This window comes from Anaerococcus hydrogenalis (genome assembly GCF_002871895.1).
Lineage (GTDB): Bacteria > Bacillota > Clostridia > Tissierellales > Peptoniphilaceae > Anaerococcus > Anaerococcus hydrogenalis.
In genome coordinates this window covers 37,410-56,936 of record NZ_PNHP01000002.1, presented here as the reverse complement: position 1 = coordinate 56,936, position 19,527 = coordinate 37,410, and the positions used below count along the sequence as shown (strand labels likewise).

The window sequence follows — 19,527 nt, the reverse complement described above, 5'->3', positions numbered from 1 at the left end:
TCAATCATTCGATCTGTTAACCGTTATTTTTTGGATCTAAACTTAATAAAATAGCATTAATGGCGACTATGACTGTTGACACAGACATTAGGATTGCTCCTAATGCAGGGCTTAATGTGATACCAATAGGAGCCAAAATTCCTGCAGCTAGAGGGATAGCTATAAAGTTATAACCGGCTCCCCAAAAGAGGTTTTGTTTCATTTTACGAGTTGTTTTGTGTGCTAATTCAATGAATGATTCAATATCTCCTGGATCGGATTGAGTCAATATGACATCAGCTGAATCCAATGCCACTTGGGTTCCAGCTCCTATAGCTATACCAACGTCTGATAAGGCAAGAGAAGGGGCATCATTAACACCGTCACCTACCATGATAACTTTTTTTCCTTCATCTTTAAGTGTTTTTACTAACTCATATTTGTCTTGTGGAGATTGATTTGATCTATATTCAATCTCTAAATCTTCTGCCGCGCCTTGAGCTGCTTTTTCATTATCACCTGTTGCCATAATTGGCTCTATATTGTTATTTTTAAGAGCTTCTATTAACTCTTTACTGGTTGCTTTTAATTCATCCCCCAAAGCTACAGCACCAATAGCATCATCGTTTTCTACTAAGACACTGAGGGTTGCTCCTTTTGGAATATCCATATCTAGATTACGTCCGTATGCTTTTTGACTGATTAATTGGTATTGGTGCCCACCTGCTTTACCTTCTACGCCAGCACCGGAAATTACATCAATGGAATCAAAGGATACTGGACTTATACCTTCTTGGTCGGCGAAGCTTATAATTGATTGAGCAATAGGGTGACTAGACCCTCCTTCAATACCTGCCAATAGTGAAATTATTTCTTCTTTTGTATATTTTTCATTAAAAAGTTTTACATCTAATACTTTAAACTCACCTGTTGTTAAAGTACCTGTCTTATCTAAAATCATCACATCTGCATCTTGAGCTATTTCTAAAGATTCTCGATCTTTTACTAGTAAGCCACGACTTGCCCCTAAGCTTGTGCTACGAGCGGTGACCGATGGAATAGCTAGACCCAAAGCGTGAGGACAAGCTATAACTAATGTAGTAATAGTAAATATAACTGCCGTTGGCACATCTTCTATAACCATCCATGTTACAAAAGCAATTAGCGCGACAATAACAGCAATATAGAAGAGCCATCCTGCAACCTTTTGAGCAATATTTTCTGCTCTGGAAGGCTGACTTTGAGCTTGGCTGATTAAATTCTGAACTTGAGAGATAAAGGACTTATCACCTGTCTCATTCACTTTAATATAAAGAACTCCTTCTCCATTTGTTGAGCCTCCGATTACTTCATCGCCAGGACCTTTTTTAACTGCTTTTGATTCTCCAGTCAAAAGAGCTTCATTTAGACGTGATTCGCCACGCTCGATAGTTCCATCTGCTGGCACATTTTCTCCAGCTTGAACTCGAATTAAATCACCTACCTTTAAGTCAGCAACTGGTCGTGTTTCTATTGAATCGTCATCTAATACAACGTGAGCATCTTTCGGCACTAACTTAGCCAATTCTGCTTGTGCGTCTCCTGCTTCTCCAATAGCTTTCATCTCAATCCAGTGACCTAATAACATGATTAATAGTAATGAAGCAAATTCAAAGAAAAAATCCATAATTTGTTCACCTGTTACGTAGCTTGCTATTACAGTATAAATACTATATAAATATGAAACACTTAATCCTAAAGAAACGAGAGCCATCATTCCAGGTTCTTTTTGTTTAAATTCGTCAACTGCCCCTTGATAGAATGGACGTCCACCATAAATAATTAATATAGTAGATAAAATAGCTACTACAATATCAGAATATGGAAAAGTAAACTGGAATGGTAGGTCAAACCCAGCCATAGGGGATAAGAGCATAATAATGATTCCTAGTGGCAATGATTTTAAGAAAAGTTCCTTAAAGTTACCGTGATGATGGTGGTCATGCCCACTGTGTCCGCTGTGATCATGCCCAGCATGATGTTCTTGATGTTTATCCTTATGGTATCCATGTTCTTCCGTGCTTACGTGCTCATGTTTTGAATGATCCATATCGCCATGATTATGGTGACTGTGGGATGAATGTTTGTTGTTATTGTTCATTTTAAATTCCTCCTTATTCTTAATGATGATGTAAATGACATTTGCATTGTCCTTCTGGACAATTGCAATCCACTTCTTCTACTGCGAAAGATTTTTTCATCTCTAATATTCTTTCTAATCGATCTATATCATCGAAGCTTAAAACATGATCTTCAATGATGCTTCCTATTACATTTCCGACTTTCTTATTGCAAATACGGTTAAAAATATCTTCTACATAATCCTTTACGGCTTCTTTCTCTTCAATATTGGCAGTGTAAATAAACTTTCTACCTTCTTGCTCAGTATTTAGTACGCCTTTTTCAACTAATCGACCTAAGATCGTTTTGATAGTGGATTGTGTCCAGTCCATTTTTTCTTGCAATACGGAAATGACTTTTTTACTAGTTACTCGATCATTTGCCCAAACTACACGCATGACTTCCCATTCAGCATCTGTGATATGAGTATTATATACTATTGCATCCATTTTCTTTCCCTCCTTTCCGTTTACAATTGTAGACTTAATACTTAAAATAAGTTTACTCTTGTAAACTTATCTTGTCAAGTATTTTTAATAAATGTAATCAACAATTATTACGTATTTTCCAATTTCTTCCCAGTACGATTTATAAGGTTATCATTGATTTACATTTATCGCTCTTTTAATTCCTTATTATTAATAATATGATAAATATGATGATACCTTTTCTGAATTTATTGTTTAGCTAAATATATAGTTATAAATTTCACAAATTCTACCCTTTTATTTTTTATGGTAGTTTGTTTAATTCACTTCAGGAACTTTACTCAAAATTTGTAGATTTATTAAAATGAAAGTTGTGCAATTGATTCATCTTATTAAGAAAAATCTGTAGAAGTTTCTCACAAGAATATAGGGCCTATTGTTTTTAAAATTAGTGACTATGTAAGGTTTACAACCGATTTTTATTCTGTACTTTTATCCAATGGAATTAATGGGCTAAAACTTTGAGATGGTGTTAAGAATCAAGGACTAAAATTAAAAAGTGATTTTATGTAAATTGGTTATTGTGCAAGTTTCGAAGGCTATATAGTAATGAATTTAAAATTTGTCTTTATATAAAGGTTATAGGAGAAATCTTCACACAATAACTATGAAGCTTGAAATATCAATGTAAGAAAAGGTGATAGAATCAAGTTTAGTTGATAAGATAAAAGTGAATAGACGGCTACATCCCCATCAATGACAGGAATACCAGATAGGATAATACTTCTGCCAAAAGCAAAGATTGAATTTATTGAAAAAAAAAGACCTGGAAGAGAACCAAGACCAATTCAAAAAAAGGATAAGGACATTTAAAAAATTAAATTAATGTTTATGTTCTTGATTTTAAAGAAAATATCGATGAAATAATAAAGAGAATCGAAGATGACAACTTAGAATACACTCTACGTAAATATAAAAACTATCCTACTGAATTTATAAAAGAAAATAGAAAATCGTCACTTTTACTAGATATGGGTTTAGACAAGGTGGTTATAGGCCTAATGGCTATAAAAGATTTATTCTTTGATGCTTTTGCAATTCTAAAGTTTTAATCATAGTACCATTAAGAGTTGCCAGATATACTTGGAAAGAAGAGATAGAAGGGTGGTCCCACCCTGATATCTTAAAATATTCAGTATTAATAGGTAGTGAAGAAGAAAGAATAAAAGGAGTAGATATATTCCCAAGAACGAGGCTTTTGAAAAATCTCAAATTTTATCCATACTGACCACTCAAGCCACGTCGAGAGTGTAGTATTGATGTCAAAAAAATAGAATAACAAGCTATAAAACTGTTGAAACCAATGGCTTTTAGGATTTTAGAAGAAATCTTAAAAGCCATTTTTCTATTTGGAAGATACCTTACGGGAACATATCAATAGTAAAAATCTTAGGGGTGTATATACAGCATAATCATATATAATATATTAAAATAAATTAAACTAAATAAATTATCAACTATTAGTTGGTTTTAAGTCAAACTTTTAGAGATCAGTTAATAATATTGTGCCTTTTATTATAAATATCTTGTTACTCTAAAATAACTATAACACCTATGTGATGTAAATTTAATTAAAGGTAATGGAACAATGATAAGAATATCCATAAATTTGTATATCTATCAGCATAATTGACAAAATCCGACTGTTTTAGTATACTTTAACTAATATTAAAAGGAAAGGTGGGAAAATTGTGAAGTTATTTCTTCGAATGTCTCCATTGGCAATTGCCAAGGCACAATGTATTTGCAGTCAATTTTTGATTGTCTAAAAAATTAAACATTTTGAAAGGAGAAATAATGGAAACAATAGTATCCGCTTTATTAGTTTTTGTCTCTACATCAATTGACTACTTAGTTGTTTTGACTATTTTATTCGCCATTCAAGGCAAGGAAGGTTTGAAATCAATTTATGCAGGACAGTATATAGGTACAGGACTGCTTGTACTGGTTAGTCTTATTGCCGCTTACTTTTTAAATTTTATTCCACAAGATTGGATTATCGGACTTCTTGGTCTAATTCCACTAGGTCTTGGTATAAGAGCAATTTTTGTGGATGAAGATATTGATGAAGAAGACATCGAGGGAAAAATTACTGGAAATGGATCAAAAATCTTAGCATTTACAAGTTTAACAGTGGCAATGGGTGGAGATAATTTAGGAATTTATATCCCCTATTTTACAGGAAAGAGTTTGATTGAGATTAGTATAAGTTTAGTAATATTTGTCTTAGGGATTTTAGTTCTATGCAAATTATCTCAAAATCTCGCCTCAATTTCTGCTATCGGAGAGATTGTAGAAAAGTACGAAAAAATAATTGTACCAGTCGTGTTTATTGGACTCGGTCTATATATATTAACTGAAAATGGAACGATTAATTATTTCATATCCCTAATTACAAGTTAATAGTTTATTTTTATATTCGGACCTATTAAAGGAAATCTTTAGTAGGTCTTTTTTGTTTACTTAAAATTCTCTTATCTGTCCAAAGAAATATGAGAAGGAGGAATTGTGTAGGATGTTAAAAATAAGTGTTATTTTCTTGCCTGTGATATGAGAGGTAAATTATGCTAATAGAAGACTGAACAATAAAAAAGAAGTTCTATTTGAAGAACACTCAAAAGACTATGTAATAGCAAAACAAAAAATAATAAATAAATTTCGATAAATCTCGTCTACTATATTTATAGTATTTTATTTATACAAATGATAATCATATTTTATAAGTAAATTTAGATTTAGAGATAATTTAAAATATAAGAAATATACTTATGGATATATTCTCACATACGACACTTACTTAAATATTAAAATTTATCAATACTGATCACTCAAGCCATGTGGAAGCTGTAGCCTTATTACGAAAAAAATAATAAATTTATATTAGAGTAGCCTTTTAAAGCTACTCTTTTTTTTATTATATGAACAAAAAGAAAATTGCTATAAAATTATTTAAATTGAAGATTAAAAATTTAGATTTTTTATGAAACAAATATTTTAAAATGTATTTTGAGAAATATATAAAATAAATTTAAAAAATACTTTTAAAAGCTTAAGATGGGGGTATTATTATAACAAAGAACGTCTTATATATTAAAAGAAAGAATGGATAAGTATGAAAAAATATAAAAAAAATAGAGTCATATTTGAAGAGAAGGTTTTTGATAAAAAAAGAAAACCTGTTTATGGTACAAGAAAACTATCCGTTGGACTTGTATCTTGCATGCTTGGCTTTATGATGTTTTTGCCAACATCAAAAGCAAGCGAAGAAGATACAATTTCAACAAACCAACAAGTTGAAGACAAAGTTGAAGTTTCAGATAAAAAAGATAATTTTGTTCAAGAAGAAAAAGAAGAAGTCACACCTTTAAATGATCAGACTGATAGCAAAGTTGATAGCGAAGAAAATCTTTCAGTCCAAAACCTAGATGGTCAAAATAAGGAAGAAGGCATAATAAAGGAAGAAAATTCTGATAGTAAGATAGAAGATAAAGATGAAGAACTTCTTACAGCTGATGAAATTCAAGCCATTAGAGCTAGGACAGATTCACTAGAAAACGACTATTACTTTAATGACAACATGGTAGAAGAATTAAAGGCTGAACTTAGAAAAGCCAAGGATGATCCTTCAGTAAATTATGAAGAAGCTAAGGCTCGACTTATTGAAGAAGCTATTGTTAAAAACACACCAAAAATCAAACCTGCTGGTGAAGAAAGAGCAACAATACCAGAAGCACCAACAATTAGTAAGGTGTTTTATGACGCTACAACGATTTCTGGAGGCAAAGTACACAGAGGAAAAATAGGTGGCAAGACAGCAAGAGGAACAATTTATGTCACATTAAAGGATAAAGACGGCGTTGTTAAAGCCACTCTTTCCGTTACACCTACAAGTGGAACAATATGGACTGTAAATTTACCTCAAGGAGTAAAAGTTGCAGAAGGAGATGTGGTTACTGCTTATCAAGAATTTGATGGTAAACAATCTACAGAGACAACTGCAAACGCACAACCATCTAAGGCATCTTCAGTTACTCTTACAATGCCAAGTGGAGAAATTTGGATAGAACAAACTTCATCCAACCAAGTTAACGCTGATGAGCAAGCAGAAGCTGTTCAAATGTTGAAAGATGCAAACACTGAAATAGCTGGAGATATTAAATCTGTTGAATTTTCTATTGACGGTACTGATCATGCCTACTATGAAGTGACCTATACCGATAAATCAACTTCCGGAAAAGTTGAAGCTACGGACCTAAAAATCAAAACGGTAACGGAAACATCTGCTGCTCCAACAATTGAAAAAGTCCAAGTAACAGACGGACAGATTATCGTTACACTTGAAAAAGAAGTTGCCGCAGGTACTAAATTTTATTTTGTCAAACAATTTACAGACGGAGAGGACAAGGGTTTCTGCGAAGAAGGAAAGTGTAAAGTGGACAAATCTACCTCACAAGATATGTCTCAAGCAGTATCTGTGGACGGTAAAAAAGTTACTTTCCAAATTAATGCTGCTGATGATTTAGAACTCGGAAGAAATTTCGGTATCGTAGTTAAAGAACCGCATAAATTCCGTTCTTGCGCGATATCTCAGCCGGTATTAACAACCCCCGCCAAAGTCGACGTGAGAGATCCTCACAAATTAACAGAAGAAGAGAAGAAAGCTATTGATAAGGCAATTAGAGATGCAAACACAACAGAAGGTGGAGTATCAAAACTACCTGACGGAACAGGATTTATTTCAGATAAAGCCTTTATAGAATTTGACAAAGATGGCAATGTTACAATAATCAGTCCAAATGATGTAGAAGTTGATTGGGATAGTGACGGCAATCCGATATATGAAAAAAATCCCGATGGAACCTATAAACTACAGAGCGGTAGAGAAAATAACGTAACTAAATTTCTAGCCAAAGACCTAGTAAAAAACATTAAACCAAAACCACCTACAGTTGCGGTAGATACGGATACCGGCAAAGTCACTATCACTCCGCCTGCCTATGAAAAGCCGGGTGATGATACCGACTTGGCGTCCTACACCGTCACCTATAAGGACGCATCAGGAGCGGAGAAAACCGTTACTGCGACTCGAGATTTGGATAAAAATATATGGAGCGGACCTGGCGTTGATGAGAACACCGGTATGATTACTCTGAGTGTGAAAGACATCGAAGTTGGTGGAACTATCAAGGCAACCGCAAAGGATAATGGTGGCCTTGAGGGCGACACCACTAAGCTCGATTCAGAACCGTCAACTAAGACGCTTGAAACTGCCACTATTAGCTACGACCCTAACTCTGGCACCGGCGATATGGAAAGCAAGGTGCTTAACAAGGGATCAGAGTACACAGTATTACCAAATGCTTTCACAGCCCCAGATGACACTCAAGAATTTGATGCCTGGGAAGTAGATGGTAAAAGAGTAGAACCAGGAACAGAAATCAAAGTTAATGATAACACCGTAGTTAAAGCTCTTTGGAAAAAAATCAAAGTAAAGGTAATCTACGATGGTAACGGCGGGTCTGGTGACATGACAGGTGAAGAAGTTGACAAAGGATCAGGCTACACAGTATTACCAAATGCTTTCACAGCTCCAGATGACACTCAAGAATTTGATGCCTGGGAAGTAGATGGTAAAAGAGTAGAACCAGGAACAGAAATCAAAATAGACAAAGACACCGTAATCAAAGCCATCTGGAAAAAGATTCAAGTCAACGTAACTTACGATGGCAACGGTGGAAAAGGAACAATGGCTGGAAAAACTGTAGACAAAGGCTCAAACTATACAGTATTAGAAAATACTTTTAATGCTCCAGACGAAACTCAAGAATTTGACACTTGGGAAGTAAATGGTGAAAAAGTAGCAGCTGGAACATCAATCAAAATAGACAAAGACACCGTAATCAAAGCCATCTGGAAAAAGATCCAAGTTAAAGTAAGCTACGATGCCAATGGTGGTAGTGGAAATATGGCTGGAGCAACACAAAACAAAGGCTCAAAATATACATTATTAGCCAATACATTTAAAGCACCTAACGAGAATCAAGAATTCAAAATATGGGAAGTAAATGGACAAGAAGTAGCACCTGGAAGCGAAATAACCTTAGATAAGGATACAGTAGTAAAAGCGATTTGGAAAGACATAGAAGTAAAGGTAAGCTATGAACCAAACGGTGGAAGTGGAGAAATGAAGGGTGCAATCCAAAAGAAAGGCACAAAATACACCCTATCCTCAAATACTTTCACAGCTCCAGAAAACCAAGAATTTGATACATGGGAAGTAGATGGTCAAAAATTAGCTCCTAACGCAGAAATAACTTTAGATAAAGATACAATAGTAAAAGCTATTTGGAAAGACATTGAATACAAAGTTACTTTCAATGGAAATACAGGAACGGGTAGTATGCCTGAAAAATTAATAAAAAAAGGCAATGAATATGAACTACCTGCAAATGGGTTTACAGCTCCAGAAAACAAAATATTTAGTCACTGGAAAATTGGAAATGAAGATAAAAATCCAGGTGATAAAATTACTGTAAATGGAGATACCGAAGTTATAGCAATTTGGAAAGATGACAAAGTAAAAGTAAGTTATGATGGTAATGGTGGAACTGGAAGTATGGAAGGTAAAGAACTAGTAAAAGGTTCACCCTACAAACTATCAGCAAATGGCTTCACCGCTCCAGAAAACAAAGAATTTGCCGGTTGGAAAATAGGCGAAACAGAATACGAACCAGATACAGAAATCAACGTAAATGAAGATACAACTGTAACAGCAATTTGGAAAGACATCAAAGTAAAAGTAAGTTATGATGCAAACGGTGGTTCAGGAAGTATGGATGGCACCGAACTAACAAAAGGTTCAACTTACAAGCTTTCATCAAACAAATTTACAGCTCCAACAAACAAAGAATTTGCCGGTTGGAAAATAGGTGATAAGGAATACACCCCAGATGCAGAAATAACAGTAAATGAAGATACAGAAGTCAAAGCAATTTGGAAAGATATCAAAGTAAAAGTAAGCTACAATTCCAATGGTGGAAGCGGAACAATGGACGGAGCAGAAGTAACAAAAGGCTCAACCTACAAACTCCTAGCCAATACATTTACAGCACCAGAAAATAAAGAATTCGATAGATGGGAAGTAAATGGAGAAAAATTATCTCCAAACTCAGAAATCACTGTAGACAAAGACACCGTAATCACAGCTATCTGGAAAAATAAAACACCTGAAACTCCACCAGTTACAGAAAAAGTAAAAGTTATTTACGAGAGTAATGGTGGAAGTGGAAGCATGGAAGGCAAAGAACTAACAAAAGGTTCAAAATACACTTTATCAGCTAATGGTTTTACAGCTCCAGAAAACAAAAAATTCAAAGCATGGAAAATAGGTGATACAGAATATGCTGTAGGTGCTGAAATCATAGTAAATGAGAATACAACAGCAACAGCTGTTTGGGAAGATATAGAAACTACCCCACCAGCCAAAGAAGAAGTTCAAGTAAGCTATGATCCAGGAGAAGGCTCAGGCACAATGAATGGGGCAAAACTTGAAAAAGGTTCAAAATATATTCTATCAGCCAATGGATTCGAAGCACCAGATAAGAAAAAGTTCAAAGGCTGGAAAATAGGTGATACAGAATACGCTGCAGGTGACGAAATCACAGTAGATAAAGATACAACAGTAACAGCTGTTTGGGAAGATATAAAAATCACCCCACCAGCCAAAGAAAAAGTCCAAGTAAGCTATGAACCAGGCGAAGGAACAGGTTCAATGGATAGAGTAGAACTAACAAAAGGTTCAAAATACACTTTATTAGCCAATAGCTTTAAAGCTCCAGATAAGAAAAAATTCAAAGGCTGGAAAATAGGTGATAAAGAATATTCTGCAGGTGAAGAAATCACTATAAATGAAAATACAATAGTAACAGCTATCTGGGAAGATATAAAAATCACCCCACCAGTTACAGAAAAAGTCCAAGTAAGCTATGAACCAGGCGAAGGAACAGGTTCAATGGATAGAGTAGAACTAACAAAAGGTTCAAAATACACTTTATCAACTAATGGTTTCAAAGCTCCAGCAAACAAAAAATTCAAAGCATGGAAAATAGGTGATAGAGAATACGCTGAAGGTGAAGAAATCACTGTAAATGAGAATACAACAGTAACAGCCATTTGGGAAGATATAGAAGTAAGTCCAAACCCAGGCACAAATTCAGACGAAGGAGACAATCCTGAAAATCCAGGAACAAGACCGGGCGAAGGAGACAATCCAGATAAACCAGGCACAAGACCAGGCGAAGGAGATAATCCAGATAAGCCAGGCACAAGACCAGGTGAAGGAGATAATCCAGATAATCCGGGAACAAGACCGGGCGAAGGAAATAAACCAGGAGAAAATCCAAGACCTCGTACAAAGCCAAATGGTAGAGAAAATAATTCTAAAACAAATCCAAGTGATGATAAAATTACTAAAAAACCTGAAGATAATAAAGAAAATTCTTTAAATAATAGAAAAGTTCAAGTAACTAGGACAAATGATGTGAAAGAAAATGTTCAAACAGGAGTAGAGTCTTTAGGAAAAATAGGAGGAATTTTATCAGCAGCTATTGCAGGTTTGTTTGCAAGTAAAAAAAGAAAAAAATAATAAATTTTATTAAATGAGAAAAGCGATGAAGTAAGCTAGCTAGTCTATCTTACTCATCGCTTTTTTTAAGTTATTTTAAATTTATATAAAAATATATAAGTATAATAATAATTAATATACTAGATTAATTTTAGGAAAATCTGTCATATTATACTTTTAAATTTGGGTATAAAATTTTTAGAAATATATTTTAGGGTGAATTTTATGGTGATTTTTAAACTTTTATTAATAATATTAATTTTTATTTTTTTGAATTTTTTACTTAATAAATTTTTATTGTTTAAGGAAAAAGATAAAATAAAAGACTATGGGGAAAATATTGAAGTTTTTGGTAAGAAAATAAATGTAGTTGAAAAAGGATTTGAAAATAATAAGATAATAATTTTAAGTCCTGGTTATGGGACTATTGGTCCTGGACTTGATTTTTTGCCCTTGATTGATGAATTATCTAAAGATTTTCATGTGGTGGCAATTGAGCCTTTTGGATATGGGGATTCTGATATAAGTGGGAGATCTAGAAGTGTGGAAAATATTACATCTGAACTTCATGAGACTATAAAAATATTGGGATTTAGAAAGTATATTTTGTGTTCTCATTCAATTTCGGGTATTTATTCTTTATATTATTTAAATAAGTACAAGGATGAAGTTATTGGCTTTATTGGCATGGATACATCAGTTCCTAATCAATTAAAATATACTGGAAATATATTTTTTCCAAATCTTAGAAAATGGGCAAATAAACTAGGATTTATTAGGCTTATATCCTTATTTAAATCTGATTTTTTTATTGCAAGTAATAATTATTATAATAAAGAGATTAAAAATCAGTTAAGCTATAGGCTTTATAGGGATTTTGCAAATGAAGATAATTTGAATGAGGGGATAAATTTTGAGAAAAATTGGAAAAGGATCAAAAATTTAACCTATCCTGAAAATATTAAAAAAATATTTATTCTTGTTAAAAAAGAGAAAGGGAAGAAGGACTGGAGATATATTGAAACTAAAAATTCTTTTTTAAATAAAAATGGGAAGATTTATTTGCTTGAAGGAAGCCATTATATTTTTAGGGATAATTTATGGAAATTTCTAAAATTATTAGGGATGAATTCTTATAGAAAAAGGCTATTTTTTATTAATAGCCTCAGACTGTTGATAAACTAAAAATTTTCTCATTTCGACCGAGTGCAACGAGCGGAGAAATCTAATGAGATCTCTCCATGCGTTCGTTTCACTCACACTAATTTTTAGGGATGATTGTACCAACTCAAGGTACAATCATCTAGTCGAGATAGGTTTTAGCGTAATTTTATTTTTAAATCATTGATTAATTATTAAACTGACTTTTTCTACGCTCTGAGGATATTTTTTTATTAATAGCCTTATTTTAATTCTTCTCCTAAATATTTTAATTTATCAACTTGTTCTTCTCGACCCAGAACTATAAGAACATCTCCAATTTTAAAAGTATAGTCTACAGGTGGATTGAAGATCATTTCTTTATCTTCAAATTTTTTGATTGCAAGAACTATAAGTCCTGTTTTTTGGGGGATTTGAGCTTGGAGTATGGTTTTATTTTCAAGGTAGGAGTCTTTTTTTATAATTACTTCTTCAAGGTCGAGTTCTACATCTCCAATTCTTGTTGCCACATCTAAAAATGAAATTATATTAGGTTTTATCATTAAAGATGCCATTCTTTTTCCACTAATTTCAACTGCTGATAGGGTTTTGTTTGCACCAACTTTTAATAATTTTTTACTGCCTGCTTTTGTGATAGAATTTGCTATTATATATATTTTTTTGTTTAAATTTCTTGCTGTAAGTACTGTTACTATGTTATCAACTTCAGAATCCAAAGTTGAAATTAGGCCTTTGGCTTTTGTAACTCCGGCTTTTTCTAAAATCTCTTCTTCAGTAGAATGGCCTTCTATAACTAAAATATTATGGTGACTATAATCATCAAGGTCTTCATGTTTGTCTGTTATAACAACAAAATCTAATTTTTCATCTATAAATTTATTTATAATTACTTCTGCAAGTTCACCAGACCCACAAATTATATAATGGTTATTTAAGGCTGCGATTTTTCTTTCCATCTTATTTCCCTTCCATAAATCTAAAAACTTTCCTTCTACAAGCATAGCTACAACTGTTGTAAATGCATAACCAACTATACCAACTCCCAAAAATATCATTATTACCGAAAAAATTTCAGATTGGTTGCTGGTTTTTCCTAACTCAGTAAAACCTACAGTTGATATAGTTATAACTGTCATATATAAGGCATCAACAAAGTCTATTTCTAATAATTTCATATAACCAATTATGCCAATAATTAACAAAAGAACAAAGGCATAAAAAATAAATTTAAGTTTTCTTTTCTCTTCCATAATATCTCCTCGTTACTTTGATTATAATATAATTTGTTAGAAAATACTAAAATACTTATTAACTGTTATTAATATTTTAAAAATAATTGTATTTGACACTTAGATTTATATAGTCTAGCATTTAATTAGATATTAAAAAAAATTTGAGGAGAATATGAAAAACAAGTTAAGATATTTATTTATTATTTTTTTAATCATAATTGTGTCAATTTTTATTATAAATTCTACAAATAAAAATATTAAGAAAAATAATAAGAGGATAATTATTGATGAAAAAAACAGTAATAATTATGTAAAAAAGAAGAAGAAAGAAAAAGATGATGAAGTAGGTAAGGATAAAACTTTATCAGAAAAAATAGAAGAAATTATCGATCAGGAGTGTGGAAATTTGGAAGGGGATTGGCAGGTGGCTGTTGATTCTTTAGATGGTGATTTTGATATTTCTATTTATAAAAGTTCAAATTCTAATATAGAAAGCCTTCCATCTGCATCAACCATTAAAATTTTCCTAGCTCTTGAGGCTTATAGGCAGGTTGAAGAGGGGATTTTGGATGAAAAAAATGTTGAAAATGATATTTATTTGATGTTAAAAGATTCTAATAATGAGTCTGCAAATAGGCTGATTGATTTGATTGGAAATTATGACATGGAAGTTTCTAGTCAAAAAATTAATGATACAATAAAAAAAATTACTGGAGAAAATAAAACGGGACTATATAGGAAGATGCTCCATGAAGGAAAGGAAAATATGGCAAGTGCTAGAGATTTAAATATGGCTCTTAGGGATATTTATTTTGGAAAATTTGTAAATAAAGATCATGCTAATAAAATGATGGAGGCTATGGGAGAAAATAATACCACATCAAAATTTAAATTATTAGGAAATTTACCCAAAGATGCTAAGGTATATTCAAAGTCTGGAGAAATACCTGATAAGGGGGTTGAAAATGATATAGCTATTATAAGTATTGGTGGAAAAGTTTTTGCTATTTCTTTTTTAAGTCAGTATCCATATCCTGTTAACCATGGCCAAGGTCCACAATTTACTTGTATGCAAAATTTAGGTCAAAGAATTTCTGAGGCTTTCATGGAATATGAATAAGGTATTATATGTTTAAAATTTTCTAGACTAAATTTATAATTTATTATATGATATTTTATATTATATTTAGGAGATATCATGGAAATATTTTTAGAAAATTTTTTTAGAAAAAACGAAGACGGATTTATTTTTAACTCTTATGGATCGGTCCACCTTGTCCTATTTTTGGTATTCATACTTGTAGGTAGCTTGATTTATTTTTATAGGAGAAAAATTCAAGAAAATAAAAAACTATATAGGTTAGTAAAATATATACTTACATTTTTATTGTTTTTTCAGCAAATAAGTTTTTTATATTTTATCTTTTTTATAAGAAAAGATGGAATTAGCGAAGGGCTGCCTTTATATACCTGCAGGATTAGTATTTATAGTGGTATTTTTGCTTTTTTGTTTAATTCAAAGAATTTTAAAATTTTGACTATATTTTGGGGGTTAATTGGGGGAATTATTGGACTAATATACCCAGACTTAATGGCTTATTCCTGGCCACATATAATGTATGTAAATTTCTTTTTAACTCATTATTTGGTATTTTGGACCTCTCTTTTCTTTTTGTTCGTAGATGAGGTTAAGATAAAAAAAGAAAATTTAAAATTCATGTTTTATTTTGTAAATATATTTTTGCTAGTTACAGAAATAGTTAATTTAAAATTCAATTTAAATTACGCCTACTTGTCTTATAGTCCGATTTTTAAATCTAGACTAGAAATTTTGCCAGGATTTATTTATTTTATTTTGCTTGTGATTTTGTATAATTTTTCTATTGTTTTAAATTATTATATACTTAAAAAATTAAAATTAGCCGATTGATCTATTTTGAAAAATAAATCAATTGGCTTTTATTTATTTGAGAAAAAGAGTACTATAATAATGACAAGTTTATTAATATTTATAAAGCATGCAAAGGTTTTTTATGAAAAATTAGGAGGTATTATGAAAGAATACGGCGTTTTTGATATAATTGGACCGATTATGATTGGCCCTTCTTCATCTCATACAGCAGGAGCTGCAAGAATTGGGCAAGTTGCAATTTCTATTGTAAAAGATGGTTTTACTAGGGTAGATTTTCATTTACATGGATCTTTTGCCCAAACTTATAAGGGACACGGAACAGATAAGGCTCTTCTCGCTGGAGTTTTGGGATTTAGACCAAATGATAAAAGACTTAGGGATTCTTTTCAAATAGCAGATGAGAGAGGACTTGAATATCATTTTATAAAAGATGATTTGGGAACAGTACATCCAAATACAGCAAAAATAGTTTTTTATTATCCAGATGGAACTACATCATCAGTAACGGGTTCTTCAATTGGTGGTGGAAATATTGAAATTATTGAGATAAACGATGTGGCAATTTCATATAATGGAAAATTCCCAACAATTATTTTAAGGTATAGGGAACAAAAGGGTGTAATTTATAAGGTCAGTAAACTTTTGGCAACCAATGACTACAATATTGAAAGTATGAAAACTGTTAAATCAGATGATGAGGTAACCTTAATTGTTGAATTGAATGAAAAACTTGAAAAAAGTATTATTGAACAAATTATAAATGATGATAGGTACGATTATGCAAATTATATAGAAGGGGTTAGATAATGTTTAGAAAAGCTGGAGAAGTTATAGAAGAATGTCAAAGAAGAAATCTTCATATTAAGGATTTGGTTTTAGAAGAAGAATTAAAATCATCGCAAATTAACAAGGATGATATTTTATTTAACTTAAGGCAAATGTTTAAGGTAATGGAAGAGTCTGCAACTGGAAATCTAAATCATGAAACAAAAACAGCTATGGGAATGATCGATGGATTTGCAAAAAAAATGAACACATATTCTCAAAATGGAAAATCTATTACAGGATCATTTATAACTGAGGCTATGGCCATGGCTTTTTCAACTCTTGAAATAAGTGCAGCCATGGGTGAAATTGTAGCAAGCCCAACAGCAGGATCTTCTGGAATTTTGCCAGCAATTTTATATTCTCTCAAAAAAAGAGAGGGATTTTCTGATGAAAAAATGGTTGATGCCATGCTTACAGCTATTGGAATTGGAAAAATAATTGGATTTTATGGTTCCTTTGCAGGAGCTGAAGGAGGATGCCAAGCAGAAACAGGTTCGGGAGCCGCTATGGGGGCTGCTGCAGCATGTTATCTATATGATCAAAGCCCAGAAGTTTGTTTTCACGCAGCAAGTTTTGCCTTTTTACATGTCTTAGGGCTTGTTTGTGATCCTATAGCAGGACTTGTAGAATATCCTTGTACTTTTAGAAATGCATCTGGAGTTGTTAATGCCTTTATTTCTGCAGATATGGCAATGGCAGGAATTACAAGTATTGTTCCCTTTGATGAAGTTTGTAAGGCAGCAGGAGATGTTGGAGCAACCTTGCCAGAATCTTTAAGAGAAACAGGAATAGGTGGGATAGCAGGAACAGAAACCGGAAGGAGAATAAGAAAGAAATTTTTCTCTTTAGGAAATGATGCTACAAAAGAAAATAAATAAATTATTAGATTTTATATTAAAATATTTACAAAGTAAAGAAATTATATCTTGATAGAATATAGATGAGGGAGTAAAAGAGTTTAAGAGATCTCTCCACTACCTCTGGTCGGTCGAGATAGGTTAAGCTTAATTTTATTTTTAAATTTTTAATTACTAGATATTATCACAAAACTATAAGTAGGCCTTTGCCTACTTTTTTTTATTTTCATTTTTGGGTATAAGTCTTTTGAGAGGAGTTTATATGAAAATTAATTTTATTAGAGCTTTTGAAGATAATTATATTTGGACAATTGAAAAGGGAAAAAATGTAATTTTAATTGATCCAGGCGAGGCTTATCCTTGTTTTAAATATTTAGAAGATAAAAATTTATATGCAATTTTACTAACCCACAAACATATGGACCATGTTGGTGGGGTAAAAGAATTGAAAGAAAAATTTAAAAACGCTACAGTTTATGGACCTATTGAAACTGAAAATTTAAATGATAAAACTCTAAAAGATTCGGATGAATTTGAACTTCTAGGATTTATTTTTAAAGTTTTAAAAACAAATGGCCATACTGAAGAACATATATCATATTTAGTAGAAAATAACCTTTTTTGTGGGGATACTATATTTTCTTCAGGATGTGGAAGGGTATTTACAGGAGATTATCAAAGTTCATTTGAATCTGTTCAAAAAATTAAAAATTTAGATAAGAATACTTTGTTTTATCCAGCCCATGAATATACTGTCGATTGTTTAAAATCATCAAAAAAAATTATTAAGGATAAAATTATGGATGAGGCAATAGATGAGGCTAAGGAAAAAATTTCAAAGGGGCTTTCTAGTCTTCCAACAAGCGTTGAAAAAGAATTTTTGATAAATCCATTTTTTATGGCAAAGGATTTGGACGAATTTAAGGAATTTATAAGAATTAAAAATTGACTTAAAATTTAAAAAAATTTATAATATTAGAAGGGAATGAAGTTCTCCCTTAGAAAAATCTAAAACCGCATTTATGCTGATGACTTCTGTAACTATTTAAGGGACAGATTTCATCAGTTTTTTTGTCCCAAAAGGAGGAATTTATGTTAATATCACTTGGCCTAATAATTATCATTGGCCTTATACTTGGATTTATTTGTAAAAAAATAAAAATACCAGCTCTAATCGGCATGCTTTTTACAGGAATTATTTTGGGTCCCCACGTCCTAAATTTAATCGATCCTAAAACTTTATCCATATCTGCTGAACTTAGACAAATTGCCCTTATTATTATTTTAATTAAGGCAGGACTTTCTTTAGATATTTCTGATTTAAAAAAAGCTGGAAAATCTGCAGTTTTGTTGTCCTTTCTTCCAGCAAGTTTTGAAATTTTAGGATATTTTATTTTTGCAAGGATTTTTTTCAAAATAAGTCCTATAGATGCCTTATTAATGGGGTCAGTTCTTGCTGCAGTATCTCCTGCAGTTGTTGTTCCTAGAATGGTAAAATTAATTGAAGAAAAAAGAGGGGTAGATAAATCAATCCCACAAATGATTCTTGCTGGTGCATCTTGTGATGATATATTTGTTTTGGTTTTATTCTCATCATTTTTATCCATGGCAAAGGGTGAAGATGTAAGTTTGATTTCTCTTCTTAATGTGCCAGTTTCTATAATATTAGGGATTTTATTTGGGTCTATAATAGGCTTTATTTTATACTATATTTTTGAATATTTTTATAAAAAAGACCTTTTAATTAGAAATTCTACTAAAGTTATAGTAATTCTTGCTATATCATTTTTACTTGTTGCTATGGAAAATTTATTGAAAAATAGGATTGCTTTTTCAGGTCTTTTGGCTGTTATTGCTATGAGCTGTGTCTTTAAAATTAAAGCAAAGGACGAGGTTTCTAGTAGACTTTCAGAAAAATTTGGAAAATTATGGATTTTTGCCGAAATATTATTGTTTGTTTTGGTTGGAGCTGAAGTAAATATTTCCTATATATCAAATCTTGGTTTATTGGCAGTAATTCTTGTATTTTTAGCCCTAATTTTTAGGTCAGTGGGTACAATAATTTCAATTTCTGGATCAAGCCTAAATAAAAAAGAAAAATTATTTACAGTTTTTTCTTATATGCCAAAGGCAACTGTCCAAGCAGCAATTGGTGCAGTCCCACTTGCAAATGGTCTTTCTAGTGGGGATATAATTTTATCAATGGCAGTTTTGGGAATTTTGATAACAGCGCCAATAGGAGCGATTTTTATCGATAATTTTTATAAAAAATTACTAGCTTAGTTTT

At 31.9% G+C, this 19,527-nt stretch carries 12 protein-coding genes and 1 riboswitch; of the genes, 9 read left to right on the top strand and 3 right to left on the bottom strand.

The window, feature by feature from the left end:
• Positions 1–16: 16 nt before the first annotated feature.
• Both CJ192_RS03220 and CJ192_RS03215 read right to left on the bottom strand, forming a co-directional pair.
• Positions 17–2,119, bottom strand: coding sequence for a heavy metal translocating P-type ATPase (locus CJ192_RS03220; protein WP_102197751.1), 2,103 nt, complete (start codon positions 2,117–2,119; stop codon positions 17–19).
• 19 nt (positions 2,120–2,138) lie between these two features.
• Entirely contained in the window at positions 2,139–2,588 is a 450-nt protein-coding gene (locus CJ192_RS03215; RefSeq protein ID WP_102197750.1) for a CopY/TcrY family copper transport repressor, read from the bottom strand.
• 1,836 nt (positions 2,589–4,424) lie between these two features.
• Here CJ192_RS03215 and CJ192_RS03205 point away from each other — a divergent pair.
• The 3 genes from CJ192_RS03205 (at position 4,425) to CJ192_RS03195 (ending at position 12,435) form a co-directional block, all read left to right on the top strand.
• Complete coding sequence (locus CJ192_RS03205) at positions 4,425–5,030, top strand: CadD family cadmium resistance transporter (protein ID WP_102197749.1); 606 nt, start codon at positions 4,425–4,427, stop codon at positions 5,028–5,030.
• A 709-nt stretch (positions 5,031–5,739) separates the two neighbouring features.
• Positions 5,740–11,271 (top strand): InlB B-repeat-containing protein, encoded by a 5,532-nt coding sequence (locus CJ192_RS09260; RefSeq protein ID WP_102197748.1) that lies wholly within the window; start codon positions 5,740–5,742, stop codon positions 11,269–11,271.
• A gap of 204 nt (positions 11,272–11,475) precedes the next feature.
• Positions 11,476–12,435, top strand: a complete 960-nt coding sequence (locus CJ192_RS03195; protein ID WP_244897272.1) for an alpha/beta fold hydrolase — start codon at positions 11,476–11,478, stop codon at positions 12,433–12,435.
• Positions 12,436–12,653: 218 nt separating this feature from the next.
• Here CJ192_RS03195 and CJ192_RS03190 read toward each other — a convergent pair whose 3' ends face one another.
• The gene (locus CJ192_RS03190) at positions 12,654–13,661 is read right to left on the bottom strand and encodes a potassium channel family protein (RefSeq protein ID WP_102197747.1); all 1,008 of its coding nucleotides are present in this window, start codon (positions 13,659–13,661) and stop codon (positions 12,654–12,656) included.
• A 154-nt stretch (positions 13,662–13,815) separates the two neighbouring features.
• Here CJ192_RS03190 and CJ192_RS03185 point away from each other — a divergent pair, with 154 nt between their 5' ends.
• From CJ192_RS03185 to CJ192_RS03160, 6 genes are all read left to right on the top strand, one after another.
• Positions 13,816–14,763: a serine hydrolase gene (locus CJ192_RS03185; protein ID WP_102197746.1), complete on the top strand. Its 948-nt coding sequence runs from the start codon at positions 13,816–13,818 to the stop codon at positions 14,761–14,763.
• Positions 14,764–14,841: 78 nt separating this feature from the next.
• Positions 14,842–15,573 (top strand): YwaF family protein, encoded by a 732-nt coding sequence (locus CJ192_RS03180; protein ID WP_102197745.1) that lies wholly within the window; start codon positions 14,842–14,844, stop codon positions 15,571–15,573.
• A 123-nt stretch (positions 15,574–15,696) separates the two neighbouring features.
• A complete protein-coding gene (gene sdaAB, locus CJ192_RS03175) occupies positions 15,697–16,362 on the top strand; it encodes an L-serine ammonia-lyase, iron-sulfur-dependent subunit beta (protein ID WP_004817657.1) in 666 nt (221 codons plus the stop codon).
• On the top strand, positions 16,362–17,261 hold the full coding sequence (gene sdaAA, locus CJ192_RS03170; protein ID WP_102197744.1) for an L-serine ammonia-lyase, iron-sulfur-dependent, subunit alpha: 900 nt from the start codon (positions 16,362–16,364) through the stop codon (positions 17,259–17,261). The genes sdaAB and sdaAA overlap by 1 nt, the downstream gene beginning before the upstream one ends.
• A gap of 241 nt (positions 17,262–17,502) precedes the next feature.
• A complete protein-coding gene (gloB, locus tag CJ192_RS03165; RefSeq protein ID WP_102197743.1) occupies positions 17,503–18,189 on the top strand; it encodes a hydroxyacylglutathione hydrolase in 687 nt (228 codons plus the stop codon).
• A 23-nt stretch (positions 18,190–18,212) separates the two neighbouring features.
• Positions 18,213–18,285, top strand: a riboswitch (Fluoride riboswitch).
• A gap of 47 nt (positions 18,286–18,332) precedes the next feature.
• The gene (locus CJ192_RS03160; protein WP_102197742.1) at positions 18,333–19,523 is read left to right on the top strand and encodes a cation:proton antiporter; all 1,191 of its coding nucleotides are present in this window, start codon (positions 18,333–18,335) and stop codon (positions 19,521–19,523) included.
• Positions 19,524–19,527: the final 4 nt, after the last annotated feature.

Excerpts from the sequence above, each read along its gene's own strand:
- CJ192_RS03220 (WP_102197751.1), bottom strand. The coding sequence starts at position 2,119 with ATGAACAATAACAACAAACATTCATCCCACAGTCACCATAATCATGGC.
- CJ192_RS03180 (WP_102197745.1), top strand. The coding sequence starts at position 14,842 with ATGGAAATATTTTTAGAAAATTTTTTTAGAAAAAACGAAGACGGATTT.
- sdaAA (WP_102197744.1), top strand. The coding sequence starts at position 16,362 with ATGTTTAGAAAAGCTGGAGAAGTTATAGAAGAATGTCAAAGAAGAAAT.
- CJ192_RS03185 (WP_102197746.1), top strand. The coding sequence starts at position 13,816 with ATGAAAAACAAGTTAAGATATTTATTTATTATTTTTTTAATCATAATT.
- sdaAB (WP_004817657.1), top strand. The coding sequence starts at position 15,697 with ATGAAAGAATACGGCGTTTTTGATATAATTGGACCGATTATGATTGGC.
- CJ192_RS03160 (WP_102197742.1), top strand. The coding sequence starts at position 18,333 with ATGTTAATATCACTTGGCCTAATAATTATCATTGGCCTTATACTTGGA.
- CJ192_RS03190 (WP_102197747.1), bottom strand. The coding sequence starts at position 13,661 with ATGGAAGAGAAAAGAAAACTTAAATTTATTTTTTATGCCTTTGTTCTT.
- CJ192_RS03205 (WP_102197749.1), top strand. The coding sequence starts at position 4,425 with ATGGAAACAATAGTATCCGCTTTATTAGTTTTTGTCTCTACATCAATT.
- CJ192_RS03195 (WP_244897272.1), top strand. The coding sequence starts at position 11,476 with ATGGTGATTTTTAAACTTTTATTAATAATATTAATTTTTATTTTTTTG.
- CJ192_RS03215 (WP_102197750.1), bottom strand. The coding sequence starts at position 2,588 with ATGGATGCAATAGTATATAATACTCATATCACAGATGCTGAATGGGAA.
- gloB (WP_102197743.1), top strand. The coding sequence starts at position 17,503 with ATGAAAATTAATTTTATTAGAGCTTTTGAAGATAATTATATTTGGACA.
- CJ192_RS09260 (WP_102197748.1), top strand. The coding sequence starts at position 5,740 with ATGAAAAAATATAAAAAAAATAGAGTCATATTTGAAGAGAAGGTTTTT.